The following is a 12,495-nucleotide window of genomic DNA, read 5'->3' as shown; positions in this document are numbered from 1 at the left end:
ACGGTGATCAAGGAAGTTGCAACTTCCTTGATCACCGTGGGGGTCGGGGTGCGCGCGGGGGCGGTGGTGACCGATGCCACGGCCGGGGTGGCGCCGGCACCTCCTACGACGCGTCAGACTTGAGCGAGGACCCCGTCGCCCAGGAGGAGACCCGTGCCCGTCGCCGCCCGCTGGTTCCGCGTCATCGCGTTCGTGGAGGCGGTGTCGTGGACCGCCCTGCTGATCGCGATGTTCCTCAAGCGCGTCGTCGACGCCCCGCACGAGGGCGGCGTGCCCGTCGTCGGGATGGTCCACGGCATCGGGTTCGTCGTCTACCTGGTCTCGACGGTGTGGGCCGGCGTGGTCCTGAGGTGGCGCTGGTGGGTCGTGCTCATCGGCCTGGCCGCCGGAGTTCCACCGTTCGGCACGGTCGTGTTCGAGCGGTGGGTGCAGCGCACCGGCCGCCTCGGCGTCACCACGCGATCGCGTCGAACGACTCCCGCAGCCGCCGCCCCCTCGAAGGGCTGACCGCCTCCACCCAGCCGACGCGCCCGGCCAGGTGCGCGCGCAGGTCCACCCCGCCGGGCGCGTCCACCGACGCCGGGCCGTGGACCGCGCAGCGGTGCAGCACCGCCTTGAGCCGGTCGAACTCCCCGCGCACCGGGTTCGGCCGCTCGTTGACGACCACGCCGGTGACGAGCTGGCGCTGCCCGCGCCCGCGCACCGTCGTCTTGGCCGGGTTCAGCGCGAAGCCCTCGTCGGCCGCGAGCGCGCCCACGCACCGCACCAGCCGGTCCGTGCCGGCCGCCAGGTGCGGGCCGCCGCTGAAGGTGACGTCGTCGGCGTAGCGGGTCACGCGCGCGCCGAGCGCGTCCGCCAGGCCGGCAAGGCGGCGGTCCAGCGAGCGGGTGCACAGGTTCGCCAGCGCCGGGGAGGTCGGCGCCCCCTGCGGCAGGTGCGCCGCGGACAGCGCCTGCCGCAGCGCGAACCGCTCCTCGCCGTCCCCGCCCGGCGGCATCCGGCGCAGGTCGTACAGCGGGGTGGTGTGCGTGGTCAGCCCGGTCAGCAGGTGCGCCACCGCCTCCGGGTACCCCAGCGAGCGGAACGCGCGGTAGACGCGGGCGGCGTCCACCGACGCGAAGTACGCCGCCAGGTCCACGCGCACGACGACGTCCGCGCCGCAGTGCTCGCGCGCGCCGGTGACGGCCGAGCGGCCCGGCACGAACCCGTGCACCGCCGCCGGGGCGGGCACCGCGTCCAGGACCTCGCGCAGCAGGGTCCGCTGCAGCGCGCGCAGGCGGGGCTTGGGCGCCTCCAGCAGCCGCGGGGCACCGCGCTTGGCGACCCACGTCGCCCGGTAGTGGTGCAGGGCGGTGCCCTGCGCGCGGCGCTGCCAGCCGCGCACGTCCGCGAACCACTCCAGCTGCCCCGGCGTCACCTCCAGCAGCGCGGCGAGGTCGGCGGCGCCGTGCAGGGGCGGCACGGGCCAGCGCGTCCACCCCATCGCGGCGGGCACGGCCGCCAGGTGGTGCACCCGCAGGGGGCGGCCGCGGCGGTGCGCTGCTGCGAGCGCGGCGGTCAGCTCCGGGTGCGCCGCCAGGTGGGCGGTCAGCGCGCGGGGCGCGTCGCGCGGCGGGCGGGGGTGCTCGGCGACGACGGCGGCGGCCAGGCGCTCCAGCCACGCGGCGCGGTGCAGGCCCAGCGCCCAGCGGCCCGCGGCGGCCAGCCGGGGCGCCTCCCAGGGGGCGTCGAGGAAGGCGGCCGCCAGGGCGGCGGCGACGGCTGCGCTCACGCGGCCGTCCCGGCGCGGGCGTGCGGTGGTGCCGGGCGACCCGTCCCGTCGTGCGGGGACCGTCCTGCGCGCAGCGCAGCGCGGTCCCTGCGGCGCCCTGCCGTGGTCGTCGTGCTGTCCCCGGGGGAACCCCGGAGCGGCGTCGCCGGCGTGCCGGCTCGGCCCTCTCGCCCGATGCACCACCGCACCCCGCCACCGTAGGCGCCCCCCGGGCGGGGCGGGAGGGGTTCGCCCGGACCGGGTCAGCGGCCGGGCACGCGCACCGCCGCGGCCACCTGCGCGCGCGGGGCGACGAGCGCGGGGCCGGCGCGGCGGGCGGCCACGGCGCGGTCGGCGTCCTCGGCGGCCAGCTCGGCGTTCAGGGCCGCACCGGCCAGCGTGCCCGCCGCCGCGGAGGAGCCGACCTGAGCCATCGGGTCGGCGACGTTGCCCGCGACCCGCAGGCCGGGCACGTCCGTGGCCCCGGCGGGCCCGGCCGGCAGCGCGGTGCCGATCACGACACCCATCGCCTCCACCGGCGCCGGCACCAGGCCCAGGCCGGTGAGGAACCCCTCGCGCACGAGGGGGCGGGAGGCCACGGCGAGCGCCCGGGCGGGCACGACGCGGCCGTCGGCCACCTCCACGCCGGTGAGCGCGTCACCGGCCACCCGCAGGCCGGTGGCCGGCCCCTCGACGACGGCGACGCCGCGCGCGGCGAACCGCTCCCGCTGCTCCTCGGACGGCTCGGCGCCGTGCAGGACGACGGTGACGTCGTCGCTGAGTTGGCGCCACAGCAGCACCTGGTGGAAGGACACCGGGCTGGTCGCCAGGACCGCGATCGGCTGCTCGCGCACCTCCCAGCCGTGGCAGTACGGGCAGTGCAGGACGTCGCGGCCCCACCGCTGGCGCAGGTCCGGCACGTCCGGCAGCTCGTCGGTGACGCCGGTGGTCACCAGCAGCGCCCGCGAGCGCAGGACGCGGCCGTCGGCGAGGACCACCTCGAAGCGCTCCGCCGCCCCGCCGTCGAGCCGGCGAGCGGTCACGACCTCGCCGTCGACGACCTCGCCGCCGTAGCCGGCCAGCTCGCGCCGGCCGACCGCCAGCAGCTCGCGCGGCGCGACGCCGTCGCGGCTGAGGTAGTTGTGCGCCCCCTGCGCGGGCGCGTTGCGCGGTGCGCCCGCGTCGACCACGACCACCCGGCGGCGCGAGCGCGCCAGCGCCACCGCACCGCTCAGGCCGGCGGGGCCACCGCCGACGACCACCACGTCCAGGACCCGTCCGTCCTGCTCGAGCACCTGCTCGTCCACCCGCTCTTCCACCTGCTCGTCCACGCGGCCCACCTCCGCCGCGAACGTTCGCCCCGGGGTGGCCGCGGGGTCGAGCGTTCGTGCCGGAACGGCAAGCGGGCGGGGCTCACGAGCGGGCGGGGCTCAGAGGTAGCGCAGCGGGTCGAAGTCGGCGAGGGAGATGATCCGCACCCGCGGCAGGACCACGTTGAAGGCGCGGACGTCGTCCTCGAGGTCGTAGACCTTCAGGCCGCGCTCGGACAGGGCGGCGTACTGGTTGTTGACGAACTCGCGGAACGCGAACAGGCCCACGCGCCGGGTGCCGTCCAGCAGGGCGTCGATCTGCGGCAGGAAGTCGCCGTCGTGGCTGGCCAGGAGCACGTCGCCCTCGCGGCCGGCCAGCGCCTCCAGCGTGCGCTGGATGCCGATGTCGACGACCTTCTCGCCCGGGCCGCCGGACAGCGGGATCGGCTGGTAGCCCAGCGCCAGCAGGGCCTGTACGAACGACATCGGCAGGTACCCGGAGGAGGCGTTGAGGAAGAACAGGCCCTTGGCGGGCTGCTGGTGGGTGGTGCGGGCGAAGTCCAGCAGGCGCTCCCAGCGGGGGCGCTGCTCGGGGGCGGGGCGCCCCTCCAGGATCGACGCCCCCAGGGTCGCGTCGATGTTCTCCCCGTCGACCACGACGTAGGTGGTGGTCGGGGACCCGCTGGCGGCCGTCGCGCTCGTCACGCCCCGAGGCTAGCGCCCGGCGGGTGCGGACCCGCCGGACAGCCGGGCGCCCCAGGCCGCGAGGTGCTCGCGCAGCTCCGGCGGCTGGAGGACCTCGAAGGGCGCGCCGGTGCGCAGCAGCGCGAACGCCGCCCAGTCCAGCGACCCCGTCGCCGCGCGCAGCTCGCAGCGGTCCGGGCCGGCCTCCTCGACGCGCCCCCACCGCCCGACGGCCCGGCGGACCGCGGCGGCCGGGGCGCCGACGAGCGCGTGCACCTCGTGGTGGGGCGAGGCGCCGTCGAAGCGGCGGCGCACGAACTCCGCCGCGTCCCCGCCCGGGACCTCGCGCGGGGCGAACGCGCGCCCGGTGGGCCGCACGTCGCGCACCCGGTCCAGGCGGAAGACCCGCCAGTCGTGGCGGTCCACGTCGTGCGCCAGCAGGTACCAGTGCGGGTCGGTGCGCACGAGGCGGTGCGGGTCGGCGCAGCGCCGCGCCGGGGTGCCGGACGCCCCGGTGTGCTCGAACCCCACGCGCTCACGGGCCCGGCACGCCTGCGCGAGCGCCGTGAGGACCGCCGGGTCGACGCCGGCGACCTGCTCGCCCCAGCGCACCGGCACGCTCGCCTCCCCCAGCGCGTCGGCGCGGCGGCGCAACCGGGCCGGCAGCACGGCGGTGACCTTCGCCAGCGCCCGCACCGACGCCTCCGCGGTGCCGGCCACCGCGCTGTCGGCGGCCGCCTGCAGGCCGACGACGAGCGCGACGGCCTCGTCGTCGTCCAGGACCAGCGGCGGCAGGCTCGCCCCCGGCAGCAGCCGGTACCCGCCCGCGCCGCCGCGGTGCGCCTGCACGGGGTAGCCCAGCTCGCGCAGGCGGTCCACGTCGCGGCGCAGCGTGCGCAGCGACACCTCCAGCCGGGCCGCCAGCTCGGCGCCGGCGACGAGGCGGTGCGACTGCAGCAGGGACAGCAGCTGCAGGGTGCGGGCGCTGGTGGACACGGGCCCTCCGGGGATCCGCCCGAACTCGCCGGGGAAGCGGTCAGGAACTGGCACCTTCGACCGCGAGTGTGGAGGCATGACCACGACGACGAACAGCCCCGGGACCAGCCCCACCACCGGATCCACCGGCCAGGCCCGCGAGGTCGAGGACCTGCTGCGCGGCCTGGAGGTGCAGCGGCAGTTCCTGCGCTTCACCGTGCGCGGGCTCACCGACGAGCAGGCCGCCCGGCGCACCACCGTCAGCGAGCTGCGCCTGGGCGGGTTGATCAAGCACGTCTCCGGGTGCGAGGCGGGCTGGATCGGGTTCATCACGGAGGGCCCGCGCGCCGTCGCCGGCGACGACGGGGACTCCTGGGCCGGCGCGTTCCGCATGGAGCCCGGCGAGCACCTGGCCGACCTGCTCGACGCGTACGAGGCCGTCGCCCGGCGCACCGAGCAGGTCGTGCGCGCCCTGCCGGACCTGGACGCCGAGCACGAACTGCCGCCGGCGCCGTGGTTCGAGCCGGGTGCGCGCTGGACGGTGCGGCAGGTGCTGCTGCACGTGCTGGCGGAGACGGCGCAGCACTCCGGGCACGCCGACGTGCTGCGCGAGTCGCTGGACGGGCAGAAGACGATGGGGTGAGCGCGTCGGCGCGCTGCGCACCGGGTACCTGGTGGGCATGAGCGGGAAGTCGGCGGACGACTACGGCGAGGACTACACGGAACCCGAGCTGCGCGAGCGGCTCAAGGAGGACATCAAGGCCGGCGACAAGGGCGGCGAAGCGGGGCGGTGGAGCGCACGCAAGAGCCAGCTCCTCAAGCACGAGTACGAGGCGCAGGGCGGCGGGTACCGCCACCCCGGCGAGCGCAGCGAGTCGCAGCAGCACCTGCAGCGGTGGACGGAGCAGGACTGGCGCACCGCCGACGGCTCGGCGGACGCCCGCACGGGCGAGGGCACGAAGCGCTACCTGCCGGACGCCGCGTGGGAGCTGCTCAGCGATGAGGAGGAGCGCGCCACCGACGAGCGCAAGCACGGCGGGCGGGAGCAGCACGTGGCGAACACCGACGCCGCGAAGCACGCCCGCGCGGCCGCCGAGCTGATCGACCTCACCGCCGACGAGGCGGTGCGGCGGGTGCGGGGCGTGGACGACGCCGACGAGCTGGACCGCGCCGAGAGGGCCGAGCGGGACCTGGGCAAGGGCCGCAAGACGGTGCTGGAGGCGATCGGGAAGCGCCGCGAGCAGCTCTGACGGCGCCCCCGCTGACCCACCCCCTCCCCGCGGTGATCAAGGAAGTTGCAACTTCCTTGATCACCGCGGGGGGTGGGCAGGACGGGGGAACGGCGGGGCGGCGGGGCCGGGGGGCGGGGTTACAGTTACCGCGAACCGTTCCCATCGTCAGGAAGCCGCTGATGCGCCGCGCCGCCCTCGCCCTCGCCCTCGTCACCACCCTCGGCCTCACCGCGTGCGGGGGCGACGACACCGCCGCGAGCACCGCCGACGACACCACCACCGTCGTCGCCTCGACGAACGTCTACGGCTCGATCGCGGAGGCGATCGCCGGCGACGCCGCCACCGTCACCTCGATCATCGACGACCCCTCCGCCGACCCGCACTCCTACGAGGCGGACACCCGGACCCAGCTGGCGCTGTCCCGCGCCGACGTGGTCGTCGAGAACGGCGGTGGCTACGACGACTTCGTCGACACCATGCTCGACGCCGCCGACGACGCCGACCCCGTCGTCGTGAACGCCGTGGAGCTGTCCGGCAAGGACACGAGCGGCGAGTTCAACGAGCACGTCTGGTACGACGTGCCGACCGTGCGGCAGGTCGCCGACGCGATCGAGGCCGCCCTCGCCGAGGCCTCCCCCGCCGACGCCGCGACGTTCGAGGCCAACGCCGACGCCCTCGACGCGCAACTGGCGCAGCTCGAGCAGCGCACCGCCGAGGCCGCCGCCACGACGGCCGGCGCACCGGTGGCGGTCACCGAGCCGGTCCCCGGGTACCTCCTCGACGCCCTCGGCGCCGAGAACCTCACCCCCGACGAGTTCTCCGAGGCGATCGAGGAGGAGACCGACGTCCCGGCCGACGCCCTGCAGGAGACGCTCGCGCTGTTCCCGAGCGGGCAGGTTCGCGCCCTCGTCCACAACGAGCAGACCACCGGCCCGCAGACCGAGCAGGTGCTGCGCGCCGCGGAGGTCGCGGACGTGCCCGTGGTGCCGGTGACCGAGACGCTGCCCGAGGGCGAGGACTACGTGTCCTGGATGAGCGCGAACCTGGACGCGCTCGTGTCGGCCCTCACCGCGTGAGCGTCCCCGCGGGGGTCCCCGCGCTGCGGCTGCGCGGCGCGGGGATGGCGTACGGCGGGCACCAGCTGTGGTCGGACCTGGACCTGGACGTGGCCCCCGGCGAGTTCGTCGCGGTGCTCGGCGCCAACGGCGCCGGCAAGTCCAGCCTGCTGAAGGTGGTGCTGGGTCAGCACGCGCTGCGCGCCGGCACCGTGGAGGTCGCCGGCCGTCCCGCGCGGCGTGGCGACCGCCGCATCGGCTACGTGCCGCAGCAGAAGGGGCTGGACCCCGCCACCCCGCTGCGCGCCCGCGACTTCGTGCGCCTGGGCCTGGACGGGCACCGCTGGGGGCCGCTGCTGCCGTCGCGGCGCGCGGGTCGCCGCGTGGACGAGGCGCTGGCGGCCGTGGGCGCCACCGCCTACGCCGACGAGCCCGTGGGGCGCCTGTCCGGCGGGGAGCAGCAGCGGCTGCGGGTCGCGCAGAGCGTCGTGGGCGACCCGGACCTGCTGCTGGCCGACGAGCCGCTGCTGTCGCTGGACCCGCACCACGCGGCGGCGGTGACCGCGCTGGTGGACGACTGCCGCCGCCGCACGGGCGCGGCGGTGCTGTTCGTCACCCACGACGTGAACCCGGTCCTGCCGTACGCCGACCGGGTGCTGTACCTGGCCGGCGGGCGCTTCCGCGTCGGCGCCCCGGACGAGGTGATGACGTCGCGGACGCTGTCGTCGCTGTACGGCTCGCCGGTGGAGGTGCTGCGCTCGGGCGGGCGCGTGCTCGTCGCCGGTGCCGCCGCCCCCGCCGAGCACCCGCACGCCCACGAGGAGGTCCCCCGGTGAGCGCCGTGACGTGGTCGGACGTGTTCGACTTCAGCGACTACGGCGCCCTGGTCGCCCTCGTGCAGAACTCCCTGTGGGCCGGTGCGCTGCTCGGCCTGGTCGGCGGGCTCGTCGGGGTGGTCGTGGTGGCGCGGGACCTGCCGTTCGCCGTGCACGGCACCGCGGAGCTCAGCTTCGCCGGTGGCGCCGGGGCGCTGCTGCTGGGCGTGGACGTCGTGGCGGGCTCGCTCGTGGGCTCGGTGCTGGCGGCCGTGCTGTTCGGGGTGCTGGGCCACCGGGCGCGCGAGCACAACTCCGCGATCGGCGTGCTCATGCCGTTCGGCCTGGGGCTCGGCGTGCTGTTCCTGGCCCTGTACGAGGGGCGTGCGGCGAACAAGTTCGGCCTCCTCACGGGGCAGATCGTCGCCGTGGACGACCCGCAGCTGGTGGCGCTGGCCGTCATCGCCGTCGTCGTGCTGGCGGCGCTGCTGGTGCTGTGGCGCCCGCTGCTGTTCGCGTCGCTGGACCCGGAGGTCGCGCAGGCGCGCGGGGTGCCGGTCCGGCTGCTGTCCCCGGTGTTCATGCTGCTGCTGGGGCTGTCGGTGGCGATGAGCGTGCAGGTCGTGGGGGCGCTGCTGGTGCTGGCGCTGCTGGTGACGCCGGCGGCCGCGGCGCTGCGGGTGAGCGCCTCCCCGTACCTGGTGCCGGTGCTGTCGGTGCTGTTCGCGGTGGTCTCCGTCGTCGGTGGCACGCTGCTGGCGCTGGGGTCGAGCGTGCCGATCAGCCCGTACGTGACGACGGTGTCGTTCCTGATCTACCTGGGGTGCCGGCTGGTGGCGCGGTTGCGGCGGCCCGCGGCCCGCACCGGTGCGGAGCCGGTGGCGGAACCGCTCACCGCCACCTGACGCAGCGGGCCGCGCCGGTCGCGTCACGGTCGGTGCGGTCCGTCCCCCGGGCGGGTCAGCGCGTTCGCCGCCGGGCGGGCCGGGCCCCTACCGTCCCGCCCGTGGAGCGCCCCGACCCCCTGGACCTGCTCGTCGGCGGGGAGGCCGGCGGGGACGTGCTCGCCGCCGTGCACGCCCTCGGCGGGCGCGACGTGCCGCTGCGCGAGGCCGCCGACCGCGCCGGCGTCGCCCGCGACGTGGCGGCCCTGGCGGTGCAGCGCCTGACCCGCGCCGGGCTGCTCACCCAGCGCCGCGACGACCCGGCCGCCGGGCTCGGCGCGGACACCTCGAACCCGTGCGCGGACGCCGTCGCCGACCTGCTGTGGGTGCAGCACGGGGTGCGCCGGCCGCGCGCGGCACCCGCCCGGGCGGCGACGGCGGGCGCGTCCCCGTTCACGATCGGCGAGCTGGACCTGAAGGCGCTGGTGCCGCGGGTCCTGCAGCTCCCCGACGGCCACGACGCGGCGGTCCTGCCCGGTGAGGACGCCGCCGGGCCGGACGCCCGCGAGGTGCGCGCGCTGGTGCTGCGGCTGGAGCGCGACGTGGACCGGCTGCTGGGCGGGCGCTGGCTGCAGCGCGCCCACGCCCGCTGGTGCGAGACGCGCGACCGCGACCTGCTGGAGCTGACCGGTGCCCTCGGCGCGGGCCTGCGGCAGGCCGCGCACGCGCTGCGGGCGGTCTCCGCCGCCCCGGCGGGGGCCGTGCGCGGCCCGGAGCGGGTGGGGGTGCTGGCGTGGGCGCACGCCGTGCACTGCCTGGACGCGGAGGTCACCGTCGCCCTCGGGGTGCGGCACCAGGTGCTGCTCGCGGTGGACCACGCCCGCGAGGTGGCCGAGCGCCGCGAGGCCGTCAAGGACTCCCTGCAGCGGGTGCTGCGCGAGCACGAGCTCGGCGGTGAGGCGCGCGCGGCCCGGCACGCCGGTGAGCTGACCCAGCGGCAGGAGCTGCTGGAGCGGGCGAAGCAGGCCGCCGGGGACCTCCTCGGCGACGGGACCGGACGGGCGGACGGCGTCGGCGCGGCGGGCGAGCGCCTGCTGGCCGCGCACGTGCACGAGGTGGCGACGACCGCCGCGGCGCACGTGCACCGGATGGCCGCCCACCCGGCGTGGGCGGCGTGGTGCGCCCGGTTCCCGGAGGTGGCGGCGGACCACCCGCTGACCGGGGCGCCGACGCGCTCGTCGTGGCGGGCGGGCGCGGTCGCACCCGCCCGGGGGTGAGGACGGCCGCGCCCGCAGCTCTCGCAGTAGTCACGAACCGCCCTGGACTCCCCGTCGACGTGGACGCGCTCGCTGCCGTCGGGGTTCTCCTCGTCGCGGGGCCACGGGATCGTCGTAGGGACGGCCGCCTTGCCGGAGTGGTGCGCGGTGCGCTCGACGTCGGTGAAGGTGCCCCCACGTCGCGGCGAGCAGGACGACCTCGGCGACCTGCGCGTCGTCGGTCCAGTTCCGGAACGGGGGCAGGTCGCCGTCGGCACGGAACTCGCGGGTGTTCTGCGCGGTGGGCCGGCCGCTCACCTGCAGGAGGCCGCAACCGGGTTCGCCGAGCACGCCGCGGACGATGCCGGTGTTGTCGACCTGCACGGCGGCTGCGGTGGACAGGATCCGCCCGGCCGTGCCGAGGACCCGGGCCGCTTCGCGGATCCGCTCGACCGGGACGTCGCAGGTCGTGGCGACCCCCTCCGGCGGGTGCTCCTCAACGCGTTCGGTGAACTGCTCGAACCCGACGACTTGCTCGTGGTCCACCCAGTCGTTCCCGGTGGTCTCGCGCAGCAGGCCGTTCAGGAGGGCGACGTTCGTGTCCGGCCACGGGGCCAGGTGCACGGTGGTGCAGAGACCCGGGGCGCTGGTCCCCTGCTCCGCCAGCAGTTCCTCGCTGCGCGCCACGACGCGGCTCATCGCGGTGTCCCGGTCGGTCTCGACGAGTTCACCGCCCTCGCGCACGTGGGGCCGGGTGAGCCGGTCCGGGGAGTTGTTCGCCTGCTGGCCGAATGCCGGCCGAAGAGGTCCGTCGGGCCGAGGCGGCCGTGGTCGACGCGGTCCTCCGCCCGGCCGCGCACCACCACGATCTCCCCGTCCTCGACGGCGGTGCCCAGGCCGTCGCCGTTGGAGTCAAGATCGACGCCGACCGCACCCGGCGGTCGACGTCGTCGGGTTCGACCTCGTCCCCACCGGCCCGGCCCACTACCGCGGTGACCGGTGCCCGGGGAACCCCGAGCCGGGTCCCGCCGGTGGGTCGGGCCCGGGGTCAGTAGGTTGTGCGGATGCCTCACCTGCTGCACCTGGACTCCTCCGCCGACCTGAGCCGGTCCCGCTCCCGCGCGATCACCGCAGCGTTCGCCGCGGCGTGGCGCGCCCGTGGCCCGGAGTTCACGGTCACCCACCGCGACCTGCACCGCGACCCGCTCCCGCACCTGCCCGACCCGGAGCTGCACTGGCCGGACGCGGCCCGCCGCCCGGACGCGAACCCGCCCGCGGCGCAGGACGCGTTGCAGCGGGAGGTCCTGGCCGAACTGCTCGCCGCGGACGTCCTGCTCGTGGGGGCGCCGCTGTACAACTACACGGTCCCCTCGACGCTGAAGGTCTGGATCGACAACGTCCACGTGCCGGGCGTCACCACGGGTGAGGGCGCGCAGCCGCTGGCCGGGCGCCCGGCGGTCGTCGTCAGCAGCCGCGGCGGCGTGTACGACGCGGGCACCCCCACCGAGACGTGGGACCACGGCGTGCCGGTGCTGCGGATCGTGCTGGGGAACGCGCTCGGCATGGACGTCCGCGTGGTGCAGACCAGCGCCACCCTCGCCGACCGGTTGCCGGAACTGGCGGGGCTGCGCGAGCGCGCCGATGCGGAGTTCACCGCGGCCGTGCGCGCCGCCGAGGAGCTCGCCGCGACCCTGTGAGGGTTCCCGGGCCGCTCATGACGGTTCTGTGACATCGGGACGGAACGGGATTGGCCGGGCCGGGCCACCGGGTAGCGGGTCGGCAGAGCACGAACCCGCTACCTGGAGGTACCTCCGATGTCCGGACCGTACGACGACGGCGCCCACGCGGCCGAGGAGAAGAAGGGCAGCCGCTGGTGGCTGTGGCTGCTCCTCGCGCTGATCGCCCTCGCGCTCATCGTGTGGGCGGTCCTCGCCTTCACGGGCGACGACGAGGACGACCTCGACGTGGAGGGGACGACGAGCGGCGTGACGGCGCCGGCGACCCCCGGCGAGGACGAGACCGGCGCGACGGCCACCGAGAGCCCCGAGGCCACCGACACCGCGACGGCCACCGCCACGGCGGACCCGACGGCGACCGCCGGCGGGACGGCCGGCGCGGTCGCCGCCGGTGCCCTGGTGGTGGGCGGCGTGGACGTCTTCGCCGACGGCACCGACCTGGCCGGCCTGATCGGGCAGCCGGTCGAGGCCAACGCGGTGGAGGTCCTCGAGGTGGTGGCCGACGAGGCCTTCTACGTCGGCCCCTCCGCGGACGAGGCGGTCCTGGTGCGGCTGCCGGAGTTCGCGGGGCAGGACGCCGCCGAGTCGCCGTTCACCGTCGAGCAGGGCGACGTCGTGAGCTTCACCGGGACCCTGGCGCAGGCCGACCAGGCGCTGGTGGACGACCTGCTGAACTACGACCCGTCGAGCACGCTGCAGCCGGGGGCGGCGTACGTCCAGGCGGAGACGATCTCCGGCGTGAGCTGACGCCGTCCCGCAGCACGCAGGGGCGGGGAGGACGGCGCTGCCGTCCTCCCC

General features: G+C 76.8%; 13 protein-coding genes and 1 pseudogene. 9 read left to right on the top strand and 5 right to left on the bottom strand.

Going from position 1 to position 12,495, the window contains the following annotated elements:
• Positions 1-153: 153 nt before the first annotated feature.
• Entirely contained in the window at positions 154-507 is a 354-nt protein-coding gene (locus ACRYM0_RS18285) for a DUF3817 domain-containing protein (RefSeq protein ID WP_432507269.1), read from the top strand.
• Here the strand turns inward: ACRYM0_RS18285 and ACRYM0_RS18280 are convergent.
• The 4 genes from ACRYM0_RS18280 to ACRYM0_RS18265 all read right to left on the bottom strand — a co-directional run bounded on the left by ACRYM0_RS18280 (position 452) and on the right by ACRYM0_RS18265 (position 4,740).
• Positions 452-1,771: a reverse transcriptase family protein gene (locus tag ACRYM0_RS18280; protein WP_432507268.1), complete on the bottom strand. Its 1,320-nt coding sequence runs from the start codon at positions 1,769-1,771 to the stop codon at positions 452-454. The two genes, ACRYM0_RS18285 and ACRYM0_RS18280, sit on opposite strands and share 56 nt — an antisense overlap.
• A 242-nt stretch (positions 1,772-2,013) precedes the next feature.
• Positions 2,014-3,045 carry an NAD(P)/FAD-dependent oxidoreductase gene (locus ACRYM0_RS18275; protein ID WP_432507271.1) on the bottom strand — a complete coding sequence of 344 codons (1,032 nt, stop codon included), beginning with the start codon at positions 3,043-3,045 and terminating at the stop codon, positions 2,014-2,016.
• Between the two features lie 135 nt (positions 3,046-3,180).
• Positions 3,181-3,765 (bottom strand): NYN domain-containing protein, encoded by a 585-nt coding sequence (locus ACRYM0_RS18270; RefSeq protein ID WP_432484896.1) that lies wholly within the window; start codon positions 3,763-3,765, stop codon positions 3,181-3,183.
• A 9-nt stretch (positions 3,766-3,774) separates the two neighbouring features.
• A complete protein-coding gene (locus ACRYM0_RS18265; protein ID WP_432507267.1) occupies positions 3,775-4,740 on the bottom strand; it encodes a helix-turn-helix transcriptional regulator in 966 nt (321 codons plus the stop codon).
• Between the two features lie 76 nt (positions 4,741-4,816).
• On the opposite strand from ACRYM0_RS18265, the gene ACRYM0_RS18260 reads away from it, so the two are divergent.
• The 6 genes from ACRYM0_RS18260 (at position 4,817) to ACRYM0_RS18235 (ending at position 9,982) form a co-directional block, all read left to right on the top strand.
• Complete coding sequence (locus ACRYM0_RS18260; protein WP_432507266.1) at positions 4,817-5,362, top strand: DinB family protein; 546 nt, start codon at positions 4,817-4,819, stop codon at positions 5,360-5,362.
• 37 nt (positions 5,363-5,399) lie between these two features.
• Entirely contained in the window at positions 5,400-5,969 is a 570-nt protein-coding gene (locus ACRYM0_RS18255) for a hypothetical protein (RefSeq protein WP_432507265.1), read from the top strand.
• Positions 5,970-6,130: 161 nt separating this feature from the next.
• Positions 6,131-7,027 (top strand): metal ABC transporter substrate-binding protein, encoded by an 897-nt coding sequence (locus tag ACRYM0_RS18250; protein ID WP_432507264.1) that lies wholly within the window; start codon positions 6,131-6,133, stop codon positions 7,025-7,027.
• A gap of 44 nt (positions 7,028-7,071) precedes the next feature.
• On the top strand, positions 7,072-7,842 hold the full coding sequence (locus ACRYM0_RS18245) for a metal ABC transporter ATP-binding protein (RefSeq protein WP_432507270.1): 771 nt from the start codon (positions 7,072-7,074) through the stop codon (positions 7,840-7,842).
• Complete coding sequence (locus ACRYM0_RS18240; RefSeq protein WP_432507263.1) at positions 7,839-8,726, top strand: metal ABC transporter permease; 888 nt, start codon at positions 7,839-7,841, stop codon at positions 8,724-8,726. The genes ACRYM0_RS18245 and ACRYM0_RS18240 overlap by 4 nt, the downstream gene beginning before the upstream one ends.
• A gap of 101 nt (positions 8,727-8,827) precedes the next feature.
• Positions 8,828-9,982 carry a hypothetical protein gene (locus ACRYM0_RS18235; protein WP_432507262.1) on the top strand — a complete coding sequence of 385 codons (1,155 nt, stop codon included), beginning with the start codon at positions 8,828-8,830 and terminating at the stop codon, positions 9,980-9,982.
• Between the two features lie 174 nt (positions 9,983-10,156).
• On the opposite strand, the pseudogene ACRYM0_RS18230 reads toward ACRYM0_RS18235, so the two are convergent.
• Positions 10,157-10,946 (bottom strand): annotated as a pseudogene (locus ACRYM0_RS18230) (molybdopterin-binding domain-containing protein); the annotation flags it as partial.
• A 79-nt stretch (positions 10,947-11,025) separates the two neighbouring features.
• Between ACRYM0_RS18230 and ACRYM0_RS18225 the strand changes: the two are divergent.
• Together ACRYM0_RS18225 and ACRYM0_RS18220 are read left to right on the top strand one after the other, a co-directional pair.
• A complete protein-coding gene (locus ACRYM0_RS18225; protein ID WP_432507260.1) occupies positions 11,026-11,658 on the top strand; it encodes an FMN-dependent NADH-azoreductase in 633 nt (210 codons plus the stop codon).
• A gap of 117 nt (positions 11,659-11,775) precedes the next feature.
• A complete protein-coding gene (locus tag ACRYM0_RS18220; RefSeq protein WP_432507259.1) occupies positions 11,776-12,444 on the top strand; it encodes a hypothetical protein in 669 nt (222 codons plus the stop codon).
• The last annotated feature ends 51 nt before the right edge of the window (positions 12,445-12,495 follow it).

Origin of the sequence: Kineococcus arenarius subsp. arenarius, assembly GCF_050871845.1 — a bacterium.
Lineage (GTDB): Bacteria > Actinomycetota > Actinomycetes > Actinomycetales > Kineococcaceae > Kineococcus.
The sequence above is the reverse complement of the archived record's forward strand: the minus strand, read 5'-3'. Positions and strand labels throughout refer to the sequence as shown.